The sequence below is a fragment of the Mycobacterium sp. PO1 genome (assembly GCF_017312405.1).
Taxonomy (GTDB): domain Bacteria; phylum Actinomycetota; class Actinomycetes; order Mycobacteriales; family Mycobacteriaceae; genus Mycobacterium.
This window is the reverse complement of record NZ_BLTG01000016.1, coordinates 91,581-110,750: the sequence shown is the minus strand read 5'-3', so window position 1 is coordinate 110,750 and position 19,170 is coordinate 91,581. Positions and strand designations below refer to the sequence as shown.

General features: G+C 68.5%; 18 protein-coding genes. 11 read left to right on the top strand and 7 right to left on the bottom strand.

What is annotated here, in order from left to right; genetic code table 11:
- Window positions 1–9: 9 nt before the first annotated feature.
- Together J3476_RS07110 and J3476_RS07105 are read left to right on the top strand one after the other, a co-directional pair.
- Window positions 10–1,689, top strand: coding sequence for a 4Fe-4S binding protein (locus J3476_RS07110; protein WP_207065782.1), 1,680 nt, complete (start codon window positions 10–12; stop codon window positions 1,687–1,689).
- Between the two features lie 71 nt (window positions 1,690–1,760).
- The gene (locus J3476_RS07105) at window positions 1,761–4,559 is read left to right on the top strand and encodes a family 1 glycosylhydrolase (RefSeq protein ID WP_207065781.1); all 2,799 of its coding nucleotides are present in this window, start codon (window positions 1,761–1,763) and stop codon (window positions 4,557–4,559) included.
- On the opposite strand, the gene J3476_RS07100 is transcribed toward J3476_RS07105, so the two are convergent.
- From J3476_RS07100 to J3476_RS07090, 3 genes are all read right to left on the bottom strand, one after another.
- On the bottom strand, window positions 4,556–5,008 hold the full coding sequence (locus J3476_RS07100; protein ID WP_207065780.1) for a VOC family protein: 453 nt from the start codon (window positions 5,006–5,008) through the stop codon (window positions 4,556–4,558). The genes J3476_RS07105 and J3476_RS07100 overlap by 4 nt on opposite strands.
- 94 nt (window positions 5,009–5,102) lie before the next feature.
- Window positions 5,103–5,729 carry a maleylpyruvate isomerase family mycothiol-dependent enzyme gene (locus tag J3476_RS07095; protein WP_207065779.1) on the bottom strand — a complete coding sequence of 209 codons (627 nt, stop codon included), beginning with the start codon at window positions 5,727–5,729 and terminating at the stop codon, window positions 5,103–5,105.
- Window positions 5,726–6,844 (bottom strand): citrate synthase 2, encoded by a 1,119-nt coding sequence (locus J3476_RS07090; protein WP_207065778.1) that lies wholly within the window; start codon window positions 6,842–6,844, stop codon window positions 5,726–5,728. Before J3476_RS07090 ends, J3476_RS07095 begins: the two co-directional genes overlap by 4 nt.
- Before the next feature lie 177 nt (window positions 6,845–7,021).
- Here J3476_RS07090 and pdxH point away from each other — a divergent pair, with 177 nt between their 5' ends.
- The 5 genes from pdxH (at window position 7,022) to J3476_RS07065 (ending at window position 11,873) form a co-directional block, all read left to right on the top strand.
- Window positions 7,022–7,690, top strand: coding sequence for a pyridoxamine 5'-phosphate oxidase (gene pdxH / locus J3476_RS07085; protein ID WP_286182696.1), 669 nt, complete (start codon window positions 7,022–7,024; stop codon window positions 7,688–7,690).
- Window positions 7,691–7,771: 81 nt separating this feature from the next.
- A complete protein-coding gene (locus tag J3476_RS07080) occupies window positions 7,772–8,422 on the top strand; it encodes a TetR family transcriptional regulator (protein WP_207065777.1) in 651 nt (216 codons plus the stop codon).
- Window positions 8,423–8,566: 144 nt separating this feature from the next.
- Window positions 8,567–9,868 (top strand): citrate synthase, encoded by a 1,302-nt coding sequence (locus J3476_RS07075; protein ID WP_152518642.1) that lies wholly within the window; start codon window positions 8,567–8,569, stop codon window positions 9,866–9,868.
- A 150-nt stretch (window positions 9,869–10,018) separates the two neighbouring features.
- Window positions 10,019–11,455 carry an MFS transporter gene (locus J3476_RS07070; RefSeq protein ID WP_207065811.1) on the top strand — a complete coding sequence of 479 codons (1,437 nt, stop codon included), beginning with the start codon at window positions 10,019–10,021 and terminating at the stop codon, window positions 11,453–11,455.
- On the top strand, window positions 11,445–11,873 hold the full coding sequence (locus tag J3476_RS07065) for a MarR family winged helix-turn-helix transcriptional regulator (protein ID WP_207065776.1): 429 nt from the start codon (window positions 11,445–11,447) through the stop codon (window positions 11,871–11,873). The genes J3476_RS07070 and J3476_RS07065 overlap by 11 nt, the downstream gene beginning before the upstream one ends.
- 12 nt (window positions 11,874–11,885) lie before the next feature.
- Here J3476_RS07065 and J3476_RS07060 read toward each other — a convergent pair whose 3' ends face one another.
- Together J3476_RS07060 and J3476_RS07055 are read right to left on the bottom strand one after the other, a co-directional pair.
- Entirely contained in the window at window positions 11,886–13,436 is a 1,551-nt protein-coding gene (locus tag J3476_RS07060) for an NAD(P)/FAD-dependent oxidoreductase (protein ID WP_207065775.1), read from the bottom strand.
- An 18-nt stretch (window positions 13,437–13,454) separates the two neighbouring features.
- Window positions 13,455–13,703 (bottom strand): DUF2630 family protein, encoded by a 249-nt coding sequence (locus J3476_RS07055; protein WP_207065774.1) that lies wholly within the window; start codon window positions 13,701–13,703, stop codon window positions 13,455–13,457.
- A gap of 65 nt (window positions 13,704–13,768) precedes the next feature.
- Here J3476_RS07055 and J3476_RS07050 point away from each other — a divergent pair, with 65 nt between their 5' ends.
- Entirely contained in the window at window positions 13,769–14,524 is a 756-nt protein-coding gene (locus tag J3476_RS07050) for an SDR family oxidoreductase (RefSeq protein ID WP_207065773.1), read from the top strand.
- A 3-nt stretch (window positions 14,525–14,527) separates the two neighbouring features.
- The gene (locus tag J3476_RS07045; RefSeq protein ID WP_207065772.1) at window positions 14,528–14,890 is read left to right on the top strand and encodes an FKBP-type peptidyl-prolyl cis-trans isomerase; all 363 of its coding nucleotides are present in this window, start codon (window positions 14,528–14,530) and stop codon (window positions 14,888–14,890) included.
- Here the strand turns inward: J3476_RS07045 and J3476_RS07040 are convergent.
- Window positions 14,887–16,230 (bottom strand): HAMP domain-containing sensor histidine kinase, encoded by a 1,344-nt coding sequence (locus J3476_RS07040; RefSeq protein WP_207065771.1) that lies wholly within the window; start codon window positions 16,228–16,230, stop codon window positions 14,887–14,889. The genes J3476_RS07045 and J3476_RS07040 overlap by 4 nt on opposite strands.
- Window positions 16,231–16,248: 18 nt before the next feature.
- Window positions 16,249–16,959 carry a response regulator transcription factor gene (gene prrA / locus J3476_RS07035; RefSeq protein ID WP_207065770.1) on the bottom strand — a complete coding sequence of 237 codons (711 nt, stop codon included), beginning with the start codon at window positions 16,957–16,959 and terminating at the stop codon, window positions 16,249–16,251.
- Between prrA and J3476_RS07030 the strand changes: the two genes are divergently transcribed.
- Together J3476_RS07030 and J3476_RS07025 are read left to right on the top strand one after the other, a co-directional pair.
- A complete protein-coding gene (locus J3476_RS07030; RefSeq protein ID WP_207065813.1) occupies window positions 16,949–17,116 on the top strand; it encodes a hypothetical protein in 168 nt (55 codons plus the stop codon). The two genes, prrA and J3476_RS07030, sit on opposite strands and share 11 nt — an antisense overlap.
- A gap of 28 nt (window positions 17,117–17,144) precedes the next feature.
- On the top strand, window positions 17,145–19,157 hold the full coding sequence (locus tag J3476_RS07025) for an ABC transporter ATP-binding protein (protein ID WP_207065769.1): 2,013 nt from the start codon (window positions 17,145–17,147) through the stop codon (window positions 19,155–19,157).
- Window positions 19,158–19,170: the final 13 nt, after the last annotated feature.

The following is a 19,170-nucleotide window of genomic DNA, read 5'->3' as shown; positions in this document are numbered from 1 at the left end:
GGTTCCTTCATGCCACACGTCATCACCCAGTCGTGTTGCAGCGACGGGTCGTGCGTCTACGCCTGCCCGGTGAACTGCATCCACCCGTCACCCGACGAGCCGGGCTTCGCCACCGCGGAGATGCTCTACATCGACCCGGCCGCCTGTGTGGACTGCGGCGCCTGCGTCAGCGCATGCCCGGTCGGCGCCATCGCACCCGACACGAAACTGACACCCGAGCAGTTGCCGTTCATCGAGCTGAACGCGTCGTTCTACCCCAAGCGGGAGGGCAAGCTGCCACCGACGTCGAAGCTGGCGCCGGTGCTGGACGCACCGGTGGTGTATCGACGGCCCGGCGGGCCACTTCGGGTGGCCGTGGTGGGCTCCGGTCCGGCGGCCATGTACGCCGCCGATGAGTTGCTGACCCAAGAAGGCGTGCAAGTCAACGTCTTCGAGAAGCTGCCGACTCCCTACGGACTGGTCCGCGCCGGTGTCGCGCCCGATCATCAGACCACCAAAAGGGTCACCGGGCTGTTCGACAGGATCGCCGCCAAGGACGGTTTCGGGTTCTACCTCAACGTCGAGGTGGGGTCCGACATCACTCACGATGAGTTGCTCGAGCACCACCACGCGGTGCTCTACGCGGTCGGCGCACCCAACGACAAGCGCCTTCAGGTCGAGGGTATGGACCTGCCCGGAACAGCCACTGCCACCGAGGTCGTGGCCTGGTACAACGGGCATCCCGACTACATCGACCTCCCCGTCAACCTCAGCGGTGACCGCGTCGTCATCATCGGCAACGGGAACGTCGCGCTGGACGTCGGGCGGATCCTGACCGCCGACCCGGACACGCTGGCGGGCACGGACATCGCCGATCACGCGCTGACCGCGCTGCGTGCGTCGCAGGTGCAGGAAGTGGTGATCGCGGCCCGCCGGGGGCCGGCGGCTTCGGCGTTCACGCTGCCAGAGCTGATCGGACTGACCTCTACCTGCGAGGTGGTTCTGGATGCGCTCGACCACGACCGCGTTCTGGCCGACCTGGCCGCCACCACCGACGCGTTGACCCGCAACAAGCTCGAGGTCTTGTCGAAGCTCGGATCGGCGAGCACGCCGATCACGCGGCCACGCATCCGGCTCGCCTACGGACTGACACCCGCGCGGGTGCTCGGGGACACCGAGGCCACGGGTGTCGAGTTCACCGTGACTGGATCCGATCAGGTCGAGCAGATGCCGGCCGGCTTGGTGTTGACCTCCATCGGCTACCGGGGCAAAGCCATCCCCGCGCTGCCGTTCGACGACGAAAATGCCGTGGTGCCCAACGCGGGTGGTCGGGTGCTCGAACCGGCGTCGGAGCGGCCGGTGGCCGGGACGTACGTGGCGGGCTGGATCAAGCGCGGGCCCACGGGCTTCATCGGGACCAACAAGTCGTGTGCCGCGGAGACGGTGCACAACCTGGTGGCCGACTACAACGAGGGTCGGCTGCGCGACCCCCACCACAAGCCCGGGGCGATCGGCCGATTCGTGCGTGGTCGTAAACCCGACGTGGTCGACGCCCGGGGTTGGGCCGCGATCGACGACGCCGAGCGGACCCGAGGCGGGGCCACCCGCCCGCGGGACAAGTTCACCGCGGTGACCGACATGCTCGACGCCGCCGCCGACGCACCGAGCCGGCCCCTGCACCAGCGCCTGCTCGCCGGCCTGCTGCGCTGAACCTCTTTCACCGCTGGACCTCTTTCACCAAAGGCCCTGCCCGAGGGCTCCGGCAGCGGTAAGCAGTGGGGATGAATGCTGCGCAGTTCGTCGGCCGGGTCGGGGGCCTGGCGGTGGCCCTGGGTGTCGGGGCCGCGGTGCTCACGGGTACCGGCGTCGCATGGGCGAGTGAGGATTCCGACGGGCCGGCCGCCGCGGCGGAGTCCCCGGCGACGTCCGCGTCGTCTGGCCGCGATGGCTCACCCCCGGATACGGGGTCGCCGCGGGACGCCGGCAGCGAGGCCAACGACATCGACGCCGCAGACACCGGCACCGCCGACGACTTCGACGGTCACCTCGCCGACGAGGACATCCCCGACGAGGAGATCGACGTCGACGTCGACGTCGATGACGCGAGCGGCCACGATGCAGCCGGCGGGGCCGTGCCCGCCGTCGACGACGAGCTCGTCGACGATGACGGCCCCGTCGAGGAGAGGCCGCTCGCCGAAGACGTGACCGACGTCGGTGGGGATGCGCCGGACGTCGAGAAGGCCCAGGAATCCGACGAACCCGGGGGCGGCGACGTCTCCGGCGACATCGACGGGACCGACGAATCGCCGGCCGCGGCCAGGCTCACTGCGCAGACCGCACCCGTCGACGAGGTCGGCGCCGCGGTGACCGACAGTGACCTCGTTCCGACGGCGCCCATCGAGAGTGACACGGCGGCCGCGTCGATCGCCGGCGAGCGGCACGCTTCCGCCACGGTCGCCATGGCCGACACCGCCGCCACCGCAGCGGCCGTGGTCGACCCCGTGGTGCCCTCCTGGCGGCCGTGGCCCACGGCGTTCGACCTGCGCACCGGGCTGGCCTACGTCAAGGACCTCATCACCAGCGTGGTCGACGCGGTGTTCCGGCCGTTCACCGCCGGTCCGCCCGCCCCCTCGGCGGACCCGGCGGCGTGGGGACTGCTCGCCTGGGTGCGCCGGGAGTTCTTCAACTCCACACCCAGTGTCGTGGCCAACCCGCTGCCGTACACCCAGAGCCTCACCGTCGACGGTGAGGTGGTGGTGACCGGCAATGTGGGCGTCGAGGACGCCGACGGCGACGAACTGACCTACACCGTCATCGGAAGACCTCTCAACGGCGGCACGGTGACCGTCGACGCCGACGGGGGTTTCGTCTACCGGCCCATGAACGCGATGGCCGCGCTGGGCGGAACCGACACGTTCACCGTGCTCGTCAGCGACGAGCACGCCGGACTGCACGTGCACGGTCTGTTCGGGCTACTGAAGTTCGTGCCGATCGTCGGTGAGCTTCTCTATCCCGGCGGCGGAGACCGCATCGAGCGCACCATCACCGTCACCGTCGAGCCCGTCGCCGGCATCGATCTCACGTTTCCCGACGAGTTCCGTTGGGGTGTAGCCCATTCGGGGTTCCAGGCCGAGGGCGGTCCGGGCTCCCCGGTCGACCCGGCATCGGACTGGTACCGCTGGGTGCACGACCCGCTGAACCGGCTGCTCGGGCTCGTCGGCGGCGTCCCCGAGAACGGGCCGGGAGCCTACGTGTCCTACGAGGATGACGCGGCGCTGGCCCGTGACGAGCTCGGCATGAACACCTTCCGCATCGGCATCGAGTGGAGCCGCATCTTCCCCAACTCCACCGCCGCCGTCGACACCTCCGACGAAAACGGCACCGTCAGCCTCTCGGACCTGCAGGCTCTCGACGCGCTCGCCGATCAGGGCGAAGTCGCCCACTACCGGGCGGTGCTCGACGCGTTGCGCGCACACGGGCTGGAGCCGATGGTGACGGTCAACCACTTCACGCTGCCGCTGTGGGTGCACGACCCGATCGTCGCCCGCCCGTTGATCCAGTTGGGGCTGCCGGCCCCGGCCGCCGGATGGCTGTCGTCGACGACGCCGCAGGAGTTCGAGAAGTACGCGGCGTACCTCGCGTGGAAGTACGGCGACCAGGTGGACAACTGGGCCACGGTCAACGAACCCTTCTCGCCGGTGCTGACCGAGTTCCTGGCGATCCCGTGGGTGGTGCCGAACTGGCCGCCCGGGGTCCTGCGTCCCGACCTGGCCTCGACGTTCCTGGTCAACCAGGCCATCGGCCACGTCGCGGCCTACGACGCGATCCATGCCTGGGACACCACCGTGGCCGCCGCGGACGGGCCCGCGGCGTTCGTCGGGTTCACCCACAACATGATCCCGGCGCGGCCGGCCAACGCGGCGAACCGGTTGGACGTGCAGGCCGCCGACGCCTGGAACCACTACTACAACGGCTGGTTCCCCAACGCGGTCATCGACGGCTGGGTCGACGTCGACTTCGACGGCGTCCGGGACGACGGCGAGTTCTTCGCCCACATGGCCGACAAGGTCGACTTCCTGGGCGTGCAGTACTACGGGTCGCAGCCGATGTTCGGCTTCGGCGTCGCTCCGGTGCCGGGGTTCCCGTTCCTGCGCGGGTTTCCCATCCGCTGCTCCGCCGAGTCGCCGACCTGCAGCGACTTCAACCAGCCGACCGATCCGGGCGGATTCCGTGAGGTCCTCGAGGTCGCGGCGTCCTACGGCAAACCGTTGTGGATCACCGAGAACGGCATCGCCGACGACGACGACACCAAGCGGCCGTCCTACCTCGTCAACCACATCGCGGTGGTGCAGGATCTGGTGGCCCACGGAACCGACATCCGCGGCTACACCTACTGGTCGTTCGTCGACAACCTGGAGTGGGCCGACGGCTACGATCTCCAATTCGGTCTCTACGGATCCGACCCGCAGACCCCCGAGTTGGAGCGGACACCGAAGCCGGCGAGTATCGCGGCGCTCAGCGGCATCACGAAATCCAACGCGCTGCCGTGGTGGTTGCTCGAGCAGTACCTGCCCGACTAACCGTCGGCGCCCATCTCCGCGAGGACCTGGTCCATGTCCACCTCACGCACGGTCTCGGCCAGCGACCAATGGTGGCCGAACGGGTCCCGGACCACCCCATAGCGGTCGCCCCAGAACATCTCCTCGAGTGGGCTGACGACAGTGGCGCCGGCATCGACCGCCCGCTGGAACCTGGCGTCGACGTCGGGACCGTGCAGGTGCACCGTCACCGGCGTGCCACCCAGTGCCGTTGGCGCACTCGACCGACCGTCGCAGAACTCGGGGAAGTCGTCGTTGACGAACACCATGTGTCCGTTGATCCGGAACGCAGCGTGCATGAGCTTGCCGCCGGGCCCGGGCAACCGGGCCATCTCCTCGGCGCCGAACGCCTTGGCGTAGAAGTCGAGCGCGGCAGCGGCGCCGTCGACGACGAGGTGCGGCACGAGCATCGGGGTGTTGTCGATCGCCATGGGTTCTCCTTGCGGTTCGGTGGTCGGCATGGCCGAACAGGTTGACCGGAGAAGACGCCAGAAGTCATCGCGGTCCGGGCACCCGGTCCTCGGCTCAGACCACCGAGAACCCCGGTGGCAGATCGCTTCGGCCGGTCAACCCCAGCAGCACGGCCGGTCCCTGGCCCAGCGCGACGCCGATGCGAGCGGCCAGCGCAGCGGCGTCGGCCAGCACCTCTTCCGGCGGGTCGCGGTCGACGCCGACAGCCCGCGCGATGTCGATGCCGTGCACGGCGAGTTCGAAGGTGCGGGTGGGCAGATAGCTGCTCAGCTTGATGCCCAGCCCGCCGATCACCTCGATCAGCGGATCGTCGACGCCATCGAGATCGTCGAGTACGCGCGCGAGCAGGTGATCGATCGCCACGGCGGGGTGGGCGCCGAGGTCGCGGCCGGCCTGCCGGCCGCGTTCGACGATGGCGTCGGCACCCATACCGGCGGCGTAGTCGCGGATCCTGACGTAGTAGTCGACCGCGCTCGAGACATCCTCGTTCACCGCCTGGGTACGCAGGTACGTGCTCACCGTGGTCAGTGACCGCGAGGTGTGACCGACCAGGTCGCGAACCGTCCAGTCACCCAGTCCAGGCTCGTCCCAGCGGTCGTCGGCGATGGAGCGGACCAGATCGGCGAAGTGACCCGCTGCGGCTTCGAACACGCCGCGCCGGCCACGGGTGCGCGTCGTCATGAGCGGTGGAGCTGATCCCAGCCGTCAACCGACTCCGGGCTGCGCGGGCCCGGCCCGACGTAGATCGCCGACGGGCGCACCAGCTTGCCCAGCCGCTTCTGCTCCATGATGTGCGCGCACCATCCGGCGGTGCGTCCGCAGGTGAACATGGCCGGCATCATCTGCGGCGGAACCTGAGCGAAGTCCAGGATGACCGCCGCCCAGAACTCGACGTTGGTTTCGATGGCCCGATCGGGACGGCGTTCCCGCAGCTCGGTGAGCGCGGCTTGCTCCAGCGCTGCGGCGACCTCGTAGCGCGGCGCTGCGAGCCGCTTCGCGGTGGCGCGCAGGACGCGGGCCCGCGGATCCTCGGCCTGGTAGACGCGGTGCCCGAAGCCCATCAGCTTTTCGCTGCGGTCCAGGATCCCCTTGACCACGGCTCGGGCGTCGCCGTTCTTCTCGGCCTCTTCGATCATGGGGATCACCCGGGCCGGCGCACCGCCGTGCAGCGGCCCGCTCATCGCACCGATCGCGCCGGACAGCGCGGCCGCCACATCGGCACCGGTGGAGGCGATGACCCGGGCGGTGAACGTGGAGGCGTTCATGCCGTGCTCGGCGGCGCTGACCCAGTAGGCGTCGATGGCCTCGATGTGGCGGGGGTCCGGCTCGCCTTGCCAACGGGTCATGAACCGCGCGGTGACGGTGTCGCACTCGTCGACGGTGCGCTGCGGCACCGCGGGCTGGTAGATGCCGCGGGCTGACTGCGCGACATAGGACAACGCCATCACCGATGCGCGGGCCAGCTGATCACGGGCCGTCTGGTCGTCGATGTCGAGCAGCGGGGGATAGCCCCAGATCGGCGCGAGCATCGCCAATCCGGCCTGCACGTCCACCCGCACGTCGCCGCTGTGGATCGGCAGCGGGAAGGGCTCGGCCGGCGGCAGCCCGTGGCCGAAACGGCCGTCGACGAGCAGGGCCCACACATCGCCGAACGTGACCCGATGGGCCACGAGATCTTCGATGTCCACCCCGCGGTACCGCAGGGCGCCGCCGTCCTTGTCGGGTTCGGCGATCTCGGTTTCGAACGCCACCACGCCCGCCAATCCGGGGGCGAAATCCTTCGGCACCGCAGTCATGGGGTGGATTCTTGCACCCGGCTTCTTCGGCGGTGCCAACGGTCCAATTTCGTGGGCGGTGCCGAGGTCGGGTTTCGTCACCGGGGCTGAGCTCCGCCGTCGACACCGGGGCTGAGCTCCGCCCCCTCGCCGGTGTCGGCCCCGCTGTCGCCGCAGCGCTCGACGTAACGTTGTGACGTGAGCACTTCTGATCATCTGGCGCGGATGCGGGTGGAGTACGGATCGGCGGAGAAGGACGGCAGCGCCGATCTGGACCCGGCCTGGCTCGGTGCCGACCCAGCCTCTGGTTGGGTCTCGCTGCTGGAGTCGTGGCTGGCCGAAGCGCACCAGGCCGGTGTCGCGGAGCCCAACGCCATGGTGGTCGGCACGGTCGACGTCGAGGGCAGGCCGGTGACCAGGACTGTGCTGTGCAAGAGCGTGTCCGAGACAGGAATCACCTTCTACACCAACTACGAGTCCGACAAGGGCCGGCAGCTTGCCGCGAACCCCTACGCCTCGGCAACGTTCCCCTGGTATCAGCTGGGCCGCCAGGTTCACGTGCGCGGCCCCGTGGTCACGGTGTCGGCGCAGGAGACCGCCGAGTACTGGTCCACCCGCCCCCGCGGCTCACAGCTCGGGGCGTGGGCGTCGGCGCAGAGCCGCCCGATCGCGTCGCGGGAGGACCTGATGCGCCAGCTCGCCCAGGTCACCGAACGGTTCGCCGACCTCGAGGACGTGCCCGTGCCGCCGCACTGGGGTGGCTATCTGATAGCTCCCGAGGTCGTCGAGTTCTGGCAGGGCCGCGAGAATCGGGTGCACAACAGGGTTCTGCTCAGCGGCGGTCGGGTGGCGCGGCTGCAGCCGTAGGTGTCGACCACAGCGGTTCACCGGAGTTCGCGCAAAGCGGATTCCCATCTATCTCGACGTCAGGCGGGATAGATTGTGGAGGTGGCCGACAACAGGGGGGCGCCCGTTCTGGGGTTGCGCGAACGCAAGAAACTGCGCACCCGCGCCACCCTGATCGACGCGGCGGTCGGTCTGTGCGAACGACAGGGGTTCGACGGGACCACCGTCGACCAGATCGCCGCCATCGCCGACGTGTCACCACGCACGTTCAGCCGGTACTTCGCCACCAAGGACGCGATCGCGCTGGCGCTCATCGACGAAATCCTCGACCACACCGCGGCTCAACTCGCCCGCCAACCGGCCGACATCGACCACTTCGAAGCGATGCGGCGCGCCTACATCGGGATGGCCGAGGCCACCAAGACCGCTCCGGTGGGCGGCTTCACGTCAGCGCGGCTGCTGCAGATCCTGCGGATCGTCGTCACCTCCTCGGCGCTGCGCCACGCCGCGATCGAGTACCGCGCCAACCCGGTCGACGCCGTCGTCGCGCAGCGCATGGGCACCACCGTCGACGACCGTCGGGTCAAGCTCGTCGCCGCGGTCTGGGGCGGCCTGTTGATGACCGCGCTGCAGGACGCCACGCGCGACCTCACCGACGCCGTCAGCATCACCGTCGACGACCTCATCGACGCTTTCGAGGCGACGTACACCGACTTCGTCGGCCAGATCGCTCCGCTTCGGCAACTCGTCTGACCCCGCCGGTGCCCCCCCCGCGGGCGTGACTGCTGGAATGGGACTACCTTTTGGTAGGCAGAGTTGTTTCGTGGTGGGCAGACTGCCTCGTGAAGACAGACTTGTGACCTCCGGATAGACCTGATCGACAGCGAAGGGATTCCAGTGGCCGATAACGCCGAAGCCGAGCAGCACGCCATCCTCAATTACCCCGGTGGCGAGCTCGAGCTCGACATCGTCAAGGCCTCCGAGGGGGCCGACGGCATCGCGCTGGGCTCGTTGCTGGCCAAGACGGGATACACGACGTTCGACGGTGGCTTCGTCAACACCGCCTCGACCAAGTCGGCGATCACCTACATCGACGGCGACGCCGGCATCCTGCGCTACCGCGGCGTGCCGATCGAGCAGCTCGCCGAGAAGTCGACGTTCATCGAGGTCAGCTACCTGCTCATCTACGGTGAGTTGCCGTCGAAGGAGCAGCTGGAGAAATTCACCACGCAGATCCAGCGGCACACCCTGCTGCACGAGGACCTCAAGCGCTTCTTCGACGGCTTCCCGCGCAACGCACACCCGATGCCGGTGCTGTCCAGCGCGGTGAACGCGTTGAGCGCCTACTACCAGGATTCGCTGGATCCGTTCGACGACGAGCAGGTCGAGCTGTCGACGATCCGGCTGCTGGCCAAGCTGCCGACCATCGCGGCGTACGCCTACAAGAAGTCCGAGGGACAGCCGTTCCTGTACCCGGACAACTCGCTGACGCTGGTCGAGAACTTCCTGCGCATGACGTTCGGCTTCCCGGCCGAGCCCTACGAGCTCGACCCGGAGATGGTGCGCGCGCTGGACATGCTGTTCATCCTGCACGCCGACCACGAGCAGAACTGCTCGACCTCGACGGTGCGGCTGGTGGGTTCCTCGCAGGCCAACCTGTTCACGTCGATCTCCGGCGGCATCAACGCGCTGTGGGGTCCGTTGCACGGTGGCGCCAACCAGGCGGTGCTCGAGATGCTCGAGAAGATCCGGCAGGCCGACTTCGACGTCAAGACCTTCGTCAAGAAGGTCAAGAACCGCGAGGACAACGTCAAGCTGATGGGCTTCGGCCACCGCGTCTACAAGAACTACGATCCACGGGCGCGCATCGTCAAGGAGCAGGCTGACAAGATTCTCGGCAAGCTCGGCGGTGACGACGAGCTCCTCGACATCGCCAAGACGCTCGAGGAGATCGCGCTGACCGACGACTTCTTCGTCGAGCGCAAGCTGTATCCGAACGTGGACTACTACACGGGCGTGATCTACCGGGCGATGGGTTTCCCGACGCGGATGTTCACCGTCTTGTTCGCGCTGGGCCGTCTGCCGGGCTGGATCGCGCACTGGCGGGAGATGCACGGCGAGCCGAACAAGATCGGGCGTCCACGCCAGATCTACACCGGCTACACCGAGCGCCCGTACGTGCCGCTCGACTCCCGCTAGGCCACGAAGTCACCGCGAGCGCGCGGGTCTGCACGCCGACACAGCCTCGCTGAGCGGGTGCTCTGCGGGCTCTCGGCGTCACACTCTCGTCGCTTGCCAGCCGAACGGTTGTAGTTTCACAATAGTTGTGTGAATGAAACTATCGGCGCGATGACGCCGCGGCGCAAGGCCGTCATCCTGGTCTCCTGCTGCCTGAGCCTGCTCATCGTGTCGATGGACGCCACCATCGTCAACGTCGCGCTCCCGTCGATCCGCACCGATCTGTCGGCCACTCCGGCGCAGCTGCAGTGGGTCGTGGACATCTACACGCTGGTGCTCGCCTCGCTGCTGATGCTCGCCGGCGCGGCCGGCGACCGACTGGGCCGCAGACGCGTATTCCAGACCGGCCTGGCCATCTTCGCGGTCGGGTCGCTGGCGTGCAGCCTCGCGCCGTCCATCGAGACCCTCATCGCCGCCCGCTTACTGCAGGGCATCGGCGGGTCGATGCTGAATCCGGTTGCGCTGTCCATCATCTCGCAGATCTTCACCGGCAAGGTGGAACGCGCCCGGGCCCTGGGCATCTGGGGCGCGGTGGTCGGCATCTCGATGTCGCTGGGCCCGATCGTCGGCGGCCTGCTGATCGAGACCATCTCGTGGCGGTCGGTGTTCTGGATCAACCTGCCCATCTGTGCCGCTGCCATCGTGCTGACGGCGGTGTTCGTGCCCGAATCCAAGTCGGCCACCATGCGCACCGTCGACCCCGTCGGTCAGCTGCTGGCCGTGTTGTTCTTGTTCGGCGTCGTCTACGCCCTCATCGAAGGGCCCGTGCTGGGATGGGGAAACGTGCGCGTCGTCGTCAGCGCTGCGGTCGCCCTGGTCGCGTTCGTGGCGTTCCTGCGCTACGAGTCGCGGCGCGCCGACCCCTTCCTCGATCTGCGATTCTTCAACAGCATCCCGTTCACCTCCGCGGTGATCAACGCGATCTGCGCCTTCGCCGCCTGGGGTGCCTTCCTGTTCATGATGTCGCTGTATCTGCAAGGCGAGCGGGGCTTCTCGGCGATGCACACCGGGCTGATCTACCTGCCCATCGCGGTGGGCGCGCTGATGTTCTCGCCGCTGTCGGGACGGTTGGTCGGGCGCTACGGGGCCCGCCCCTCGCTCGTGCTGGCCGGGACGCTGATCGCGGCGGCGTCGACGATGCTGACCTTTCTCACGGCGACGACACCGGTGTGGGAGTTGCTGATCGTCTTCGCCGTGTTCGGCATCGGTTTCTCGATGGTCAATGCTCCCATCACCAATTCCGCGGTCAGCGGGATGCCGCTGGACCGCGCCGGCGCGGCCTCGGCCGTCACGTCGACCAGCAGGCAGGTCGGCGTGTCGATCGGCGTGGCACTGTGCGGTTCGATCGCCGGGTCCGCGATGGCGACCGGCGGCACCGAATTCGCCAAGGCTGCCCACCCGCTGTGGTTCTTCTGCATCGCCCTGGGTCTGGTGATCCTGGCCACCGGCCTGTACTCGACATCGGAACGCGCCCAACGCTCAGCCGATCGGCTGGCTCCACTCGTGCTGGGCACGAACCGACCCACGGAGGCCGCCGATGTCCGGTGACGACCTGGCCGATCAGGTGTGGCGCGAGATGTCCGCATTCGTCCTCGACAACCGCGACGGATGGCGCCGCGCGGTCGTCGACCGCTCCGGGTTGCCGTTCAGCCGGATCCGAATCCTCAAGCGGCTCAATCGCCATCCGATGACGGTCAAGCAGGTCGCCGCGGCGGCCACCGTCGACGCTCCGGCGGCGATCGTCGCCGTCAACGATCTGGAGGAGCGCGGTCTGGTCGTGCGTGAGGTGGACCCGGACAACCGCCGATGCAAGGTGGTGTCGTTGACCGACGCCGGGCGTGACATGGTGCGGCTCATCGAGGGGGTTCACGACCCCGCGCCTCAGTCTCTGAGGTCGCTCGACCCTGACGATCTCGTTGCGCTGCGACGAATCCTCGATACGGCCGCCGGGCCTTGGACCGGCTGAGACCCCCACGTCTCAGCGGCCGAGAACCGCCATCGCCGCGTTGTGGCCGCCGATGCCCGATACCGTGCCTCCGCGACGGGATCCGGAGCCGCACAGCAGGATCCGATCGTGGGCGGTGGCCACTCCCCACCGTTGCGCGGGTGACCGCAGCGGTGCGTCGTCGTCAACGAACGGCCACTGCAGCGCACCGTGAAAGATGTTGCCGTGCGTCATTCCCAGCGTGCTCTGCAAGTCCCAGGTTGTCTTCGTCTCGATACACGGTCGCCCCGCGCGGTCCTCGATCACCACATCCTGGATCGGTTCGTCCAGCACTGAGTTCAGTGATGCCAGCGCCGCGGAGGTCAGCGTGTCGCGGAGCAGGTCGGGCGGCGAGCTGGAGACGAGACTGTGCGGGGTGTGCAACCCGAAAACCGTCAGTGTCTGCGCACCGGAGGCACGCAGCGGCTCCGACAGGATCGTCGGGTCGCTCAACGAATGGCAGTAGATCTCACACGGCAGCGGGTCGGGGACTTCGCCTGCGACGGCGCGGCGGTACGCGTCGTCGAGTTGGCTGTGAGTCTCGTTGATGTGGAAGGTGCCGCCGAAAGCCTGTGCCGGGGTGACCGAGTCGTCACGAAGGCGAGGTAACCGCCGCAACATCAGGTTCACCTTGACCTGCGCGCCCTGGGTGACGCCGGGATCGTCGTCGCCGAGCAGACGGGCCAACACGGCTGGGCCCACATTGGCCAACACCCGCTCGCACGTCACCGAGTACTCGTCGTCGTCGCGCCGATAGCGCACCTGTCCGTCCGGATCGATGTCGAGAACCTCTGCGCCGGTGAGTATTTCGGCACCTGCATGGGTTGCGGCGACTGACAGTGCCGCGGTGACCGCGCCCATCCCGCCGACCGGGACGTCCCAGTCCCCGCTGCCCCCGCCGATCAGATGGTAGAGGAAACACACGTTCTGGAGCAGAGTGTCGTCGCCGGTGTGAGCGAACGTCCCGATCAGCGCGTCGGTCGCCATCACGCCGCGGACGAGGTCGGACTCCACTGCCTCGGTGATCGCCTCGCCGATGGGACGATCGACGAGTGAACGCCAGGTGCGCTTCGCGTCGGGTCCGGCGTCGGTCGCCATCGAGAACATCTGCGCGCGGGTGCGAAGCGGTTCCAGCATCGTCGGCCACATCCGCGTCGTCAGGACTCGGCAGCGACGGTAGAACTCGGTGAAGCCGGCCTCGTCGGCCCCCGCGCCCACCGCGCCGAAGGTGGACTGCGGCCCGATCAGCAGACCGGTGCGACCTCCGTCGGCGGGATTGGGCGTGTACGAGGAGTACGTCCGGCGGGCCAGCAGGATCCTGGCGCCGACGTCGTCGATGATCCGGCGGGGCAGCAGGCTCACCAGATACGAGTAACGCGACAGCCGGGCGTCGACGCCGTCGAAGATGTACGCCGACACCGCAGCGCCTCCGACGTGGCCGAGCTTCTCGAGCACCTGGACGCGGCGACCGGCCTGGGCCAGGTAGGCGGCGGCCACCAGACCGTTGTGACCGCCCCCGACGATGACGACGTCGAAGTCACGCATGTCGGCTCGCAGCAGACCTCAGCTGAGGTAGCCTTCGACCTCGCCTTCCGGGCGCAGCTGCGCCGACTGCGGGTCGCCACCGGTCTCCCGCAGCGCGCGACGCTGGCGCAGCAGATCCCAGCACTGGTCGAGTTGCACCTCGATCGCCTTCAGTTGGCGGTGCTCCTCGGATTCGTCGATCTCGTGGTGTTGCAGCTTGTCGCGGAGCTCGCGCTCCTGAGCGACGAGTTGGTTGACCTGGCTGAGGATGTCTTCGTCTTTGGCCACGCCTCCAGTGTGCCCCGTCGGTGGCCCGCCGAGCGCCGGATCTCCGCACAGGATGTAATTGCCGCATGAACGAGCGCAGCGCCCTGGTCACCGGAGCGTCGAGCGGCATCGGTCTGGCGGTCACCCGGGCGCTGCGTCGGGAGGGCTTCGCCGTCACGATGGTGGCCCGCGACCCCGCCAAGCTCGCCGCCGCCGCGGGTCAGGTTGCCGAGGGGGCCGGGCCACCGGTGCAGCAACTGGCGGGCTCGGTCACCGAGGAAGCCTTCCTCGACGACGTGGTCGCCTTCCACACTGCCCGGCACGGCGCACTCGACATCTTGGTGAACAATGCCGGGGTATCCGGGCGCCGGTTGGTCGGTGACATCACGGCCGACTTCCTCGACCACCAGCTCGCAGTCAACATCCGCGCCGTCGTGCTGCTGACCGACAAAGCCCTGCCGTTGCTCAAAGCGGCTGTGCGTCAACGGGGCTGCGCGCAAGTGGTCAACACGGCATCCAACGCCGGTAAGCGCGGCGAGGCCACCCTGTCGTCGTATTCGGCGACCAAGGCCGCCGTCGTCGGCTTCACCGAAGCGCTGCACGACGAGCTGGCCCCGTCGGGGATCAAGGCCACCGCCGTCTGCCCGGGCCTGGTCGACACACCGATGGCCGACGGCTACCGCGGGGAGGTCGCCGCGTCGACGATGATCACGCCGAGTGACGTTGCCGAGGTGGTCGCGATGACGACCAGGTTGTCGGCTGCGTGCATCATCCCGGAGGTGGTCTTGCTCAGGCCGACCGAGTGGCTGCAGCCCGACGAGGTGCGCTCCGGTTTAGGCTGAGGCATGGCATCCAAACCCGAGATCGATTTCCCCGACGGCCCGCCACCGTCTGACTTGGTGATCGAGGACATCATCGTCGGTGACGGCGCGGAAGCTGTCCCCGGCGCCAACGTCGAGGTGCATTACGTGGGCGTCGAGTACGACACCGGTGAGGAGTTCGACAGCTCCTGGAATCGCGGCGAGTCCATCGAATTTCCGTTGCGTGGTCTCATCCAGGGTTGGCAGGACGGCATTCCCGGCATGAAGGTCGGCGGCCGGCGCCAGCTGACGATCCCGCCCGCGCAGGCTTACGGCCCCGCCGGTGGCGGGCACCGGTTGTCGGGCAAGACGCTCATATTCGTCATCGACCTGCTGGCTACCCGCTAAGTCGGCGGGGGCAGCTTCAGCAGCAACCGGGCCCCGCCCAGCGGGCTGGCGTCCAATGACGCCGTCCCTCCGTGCAACTCGGCTTGTTGCGCCACCAGCGCCAGTCCGAGACCCGAGCCCGAGTGCGACGCCGTCGACCCCCGGGAGAACCGGTCGAACACGACGGTGCGTTCCTGCTCGGGCACGCCGACGCCGTCGTCGTCGATGGCGATCTCGACGCCCTCGCGGGAGCTGACCGCCGACAGCTGAACCCGCGTCGCGCCGCCATGTTTGACGGCGTTGGCGATCGCATTGTCCACAGCCAACCGCAGGCCGGTCGGCAGCCCGACGATGATGACGGTGGGCGCAGGAACCAACGACACGTCCAGGTCCGGATAGACGCGCATCGCGTCGTGGGCTGCGCGGTCGAGCAACTCGGTGATGTCCACCGGCACGTGGTCGTCGGCGGTGGACAACTCGCCCTGCGCCAGTCGCTCCAGCGCGCCGAGGGTGGCCTCGATGCGGGTCTGGGTGCGGATCACGTCGCCGACCACTTCCTTGCGCTGTTCTTCGCCCAGGTCGAGCGTTGCGAGCACCTCGAGGTTGGTGCGCATCGCGGTGAGTGGGGTGCGCAGCTCGTGCGCCGACACCGAGGCGAAGTCCCGCGCGGAGGTCAATGCCGCCTTGGTGCGGCCCTGTTCTTCCCAGATGCGCTCCAACGTGCCTTTGAGGGCGTCGGCGATCTCGACGGCCTCGGTGGCGCCACGGATGTCGATGTCGGGGGGCTCGTCGCCGGCGTCGATCTGGCGGGTCTGCTGGGCCAGTCGCTTGAACGGGCGGACCGCGAACGCCGCCAGCAGCCAGCCGCCGAACGATCCGGCGGCCACCGCGAGTGTGCAGATGATCAGGACCCGACGGTGCAGGTTCTTGGTGTCGGCGATCGTCGCGTCGTAGGTCGCGCCGACGGCGACCGACATCGGCTCCGGCGCGGACAGCTCGACCGTGCGGACCCGGTAGCGCACCCCGTCGACGAACGTGTCGGCGTAGCCGGGGTCCAGCTCGGGGAGGACGACTTTGGAATTGGAGCTGACCTGCCCGTCCGGGCGGCGCACCGTGATGACGGCGTCCTGGTCGTTCGGGGACGGCGGAATTTCGTCGAGGCCGAGCGGCAGAAATGGAATGGCGAAACCGGCGGCCTCGTCCAGGCGACGGTCCAGCCGCTCCTTGCGGTCCTGTGTGATGCCGATCCAGACGACGGTCCCGACGATGCCGACCACGATCGCGGCGGCGACAGCGGTGGCAAACGCGACCCGTGTGCGCAGCGACGGTGTGCGACGAAAGATCCGGGACAGCGCGACCATGTCGTTCGGCGGCCGATCCTATTGCTGCCTGAGGACGAACCCCACGCCGCGGACGGTGTGCAGTAGCCGGGGCGCGCCGCCGGCTTCCAATTTGCGTCGCAGGTAGCCGATGAAGACGTCGACGACGTTGGTGTCGGCGGCGAAGTCATAGCCCCACACCAGCTCGAGCAGTTGCGCCCGGGACAGCACCGCCGTTTTGTGTTCGGCGAGCACCGCCAGCAGGTCGAACTCGCGTTTGGTCAGGTCGACGTCGGCACCGTCGACGCGGGCGCGTCGGCCGGGGATGTCGACTTCCAGCGGTCCGACGGTGATCGTCTCCGACGAGAACGTCGCGGTCGACCCGCGCCGACGCAGCAGCGCCTTGACCCGCGCGACCAGCTCGGCCAGCACGAACGGTTTGACCAGGTAGTCGTCGGCGCCGGCTTCCAGACCGGAGACCCGGTCGTCGACCGACGACCGGGCGGACAGCACGCAGACCGGTACGTCGTTGTCCATCGCGCGCAGTGCGGTGACCACAGACACGCCGTCGAGCACCGGCATGTTGATGTCGAGCACGATCGCGTCCGGTTTGGTCTCGGTGGCGCTGCGCAGCGCTTCTGCCCCGTCGACGGCGGTGAAGACCTCGAACCCAGACAGCCGCAGCCCCCGCTCCAGGGAAGCCAGGACGTCGGGATCGTCGTCGACGACGAGCACGCGAGGTGAGCTCACACCACTGTCCATGCCCGACATCTTGCCCGATGAAGGCCATCGCCCGGCGGAGGCAACGCCCGGCGGCCGGTGCGGCACGAAATCCGGCCTCGGCACGTCGGCCCGTGTGAAAGGCCCGCAGTTTCCGGACCGCGGCGTGCTGTGGCTCACGTGGCACGCCTGGAAGCCTTTGACCTGAATCTTTGTTCAGGTTTTACGGTGAAAACATGAGCTTGGAAACGGTTGCCCGGCAATCCCTGTACCGGCAGACGCGGGCGCGTGGTGGTGAGCTGCGCTCGCTGGCCGACCGACGCCTGCTCAGCCGGATCTGGCGGTTCGCCCAGCGGCATCACGGCAAGCTGGCGGTTTTCCTGGCTGTCAGCGTGGTCAGTGCCCTGCTCACAGTGGCCACACCGCTGCTGGCCGGGCGGGTGGTCGACGAGATCACCGGCCCGGGCACCACGTCGGTGGTGGTGATGCTGGCCGTGGTCATCGCCGTCGTGGCGGTGGCCGAGGCGGGGGTGGCACTGGTGACCCGCTGGCTGTCCGCGACGATCGGCGAAGGCCTGATCCTCGATCTCCGCACCGCGGTGTTCGACCACGTCCAGCGCATGCCGGTGGCGTTCTTCACCCGCACCAGGACCGGTGCGCTGGTCAGCCGGCTCGGCAACGACGTATTGGGGGCGCAGCGCGCGTTCTCCGACACGTTGTCCGGAGTGGTGTCCAACCTGGTCACGCTCACGTTGACGTTGGTGGTGATGCTGAGCATCTCGTGGCAGATCACGCTGCTGTCGCTGGCCCTGATGCCGCTGTTCCTGATCCCGGCCCGTCGCATCGGCGCGTCGATTGCGCGGCTCTCGCGGGAGGCGGCCATCCACAACGCGACCATGAACACCCAGATGACCGAGCGGTTCTCGGCGCCCGGCGCGACGCTGGTCAAGCTGTTCGGTGACCCCGGCGCGGAGTCCCGCGAGTTCGAGGTCCGTGCCGGACGGGTCCGCGACATCGGGATCCGCACCTCGATGTTGCAGTCGACGTTCATGAACTCGCTGACGTTGATGTCGGCGCTGGCGCTGGCGCTGGTGTACGGCCTGGGTGGCGCACTGGCTCTGGGCGGACAGTTGCAGGCGGGCTCGATCGTGGCGCTGGCGTTGCTGCTGACCCGGCTGTATGCGCCGTTGACGGCGCTGGCCAACGCGCGGGTGGAGATCGCCAGTGCGCTGGTCAGCTTCGAGCGAGTATTCGAGGTGCTCGATCTGGTGCCGCTGATCCGGGAGGCCCCCGACGCGGTCGAAGTGCCCCGGCGGGCAGACGGCGGGGTCGCCGTGCAGTTCGATGACGTGCACTTTTCGTATCCGTCGGCGGACAAGGTCTCTCTGGCGTCGCTGGAGGAGGTGGCCGAACTCGACGATCGGGGCGGCGACGAGGTGCTGCACGGGGTGTCGTTCACCGCCGAGCCCGGTCAGATGGTGGCGCTGGTCGGTCCGTCCGGAGCGGGCAAGTCGACGATCGCTGCGCTGATCGCCCGCCTGTACGACGTGGACGGCGGGCCGTCCGATCAGACCGGAGCCTCCGGCGCCGTCCGGCTCAACGGGCGGGACGTGCGCGACGTGACGTTCGCGTCGCTGAAGGACACGGTCGGCATGGTCACTCAGGACGGTCACCTGTTCCATGAGTCGATCAGGGCCAACCTGCAGCTGTCCGGACCGCCGGCGACCGACGACCAGCTGTGGGAGGCGCTGCGTCGGGCCCGGTTGGCCGATGTGGTCGCCGACATGCCCGACGGGTTGGACACGATCGTCGGCGAGCGCGGTTACCGGCTCTCGGGCGGGCAGCGGCAGCGTCTGACCATCGCCCGGCTGCTGCTGGCGTCCCCGCAGGTCGTGATCCTGGACGAGGCCACCGCGTCGCTGGACTCCGAATCCGAGGCCGCCGTGCAGCAGGCGTTGGCCGAGGCACTCAGCGGTCGGACGTCGATCGTCATCGCCCACCGGCTGTCCACGGTGCGCGCGGCGGACATGATCCTGGTCGTCGAGGACGGCCGCATCGTCGAGCGCGGCACCCACCAGGAGCTGCTGGGACGCGGCGGTCGCTACGCCGGGCTCTATCACACCCAGTTCGGCACCGAACGCCGCAGCTGCGCGCCCCGCGGTCCGCACGCTGCCTACTGCGCGCGCAACTCCGTTCCGGCGAAAGGGTTAACCAGTTGCGGGCAATGGGAAGATCTTCTAAGTGGTTGACGCCCGCCCGACC

Coding starts and splice junctions, on each gene's coding strand:
- J3476_RS07110 (WP_207065782.1), top strand. CDS start 10: ATGCCACACGTCATCACCCAGTCGTGTTGCAGCGACGGGTCGTGCGTC.
- J3476_RS07105 (WP_207065781.1), top strand. CDS start 1,761: ATGAATGCTGCGCAGTTCGTCGGCCGGGTCGGGGGCCTGGCGGTGGCC.
- J3476_RS07100 (WP_207065780.1), bottom strand. CDS start 5,008: ATGGCGATCGACAACACCCCGATGCTCGTGCCGCACCTCGTCGTCGAC.
- J3476_RS07095 (WP_207065779.1), bottom strand. CDS start 5,729: ATGACGACGCGCACCCGTGGCCGGCGCGGCGTGTTCGAAGCCGCAGCG.
- J3476_RS07090 (WP_207065778.1), bottom strand. CDS start 6,844: ATGACTGCGGTGCCGAAGGATTTCGCCCCCGGATTGGCGGGCGTGGTG.
- J3476_RS07070 (WP_207065811.1), top strand. CDS start 10,019: ATGACGCCGCGGCGCAAGGCCGTCATCCTGGTCTCCTGCTGCCTGAGC.
- J3476_RS07065 (WP_207065776.1), top strand. CDS start 11,445: ATGTCCGGTGACGACCTGGCCGATCAGGTGTGGCGCGAGATGTCCGCA.
- J3476_RS07060 (WP_207065775.1), bottom strand. CDS start 13,436: ATGCGTGACTTCGACGTCGTCATCGTCGGGGGCGGTCACAACGGTCTG.
- J3476_RS07050 (WP_207065773.1), top strand. CDS start 13,769: ATGAACGAGCGCAGCGCCCTGGTCACCGGAGCGTCGAGCGGCATCGGT.
- J3476_RS07045 (WP_207065772.1), top strand. CDS start 14,528: ATGGCATCCAAACCCGAGATCGATTTCCCCGACGGCCCGCCACCGTCT.
- J3476_RS07040 (WP_207065771.1), bottom strand. CDS start 16,230: ATGGTCGCGCTGTCCCGGATCTTTCGTCGCACACCGTCGCTGCGCACA.
- J3476_RS07030 (WP_207065813.1), top strand. CDS start 16,949: ATGCCCGACATCTTGCCCGATGAAGGCCATCGCCCGGCGGAGGCAACG.
- prrA (WP_207065770.1), bottom strand. CDS start 16,959: ATGTCGGGCATGGACAGTGGTGTGAGCTCACCTCGCGTGCTCGTCGTC.
- J3476_RS07025 (WP_207065769.1), top strand. CDS start 17,145: ATGAGCTTGGAAACGGTTGCCCGGCAATCCCTGTACCGGCAGACGCGG.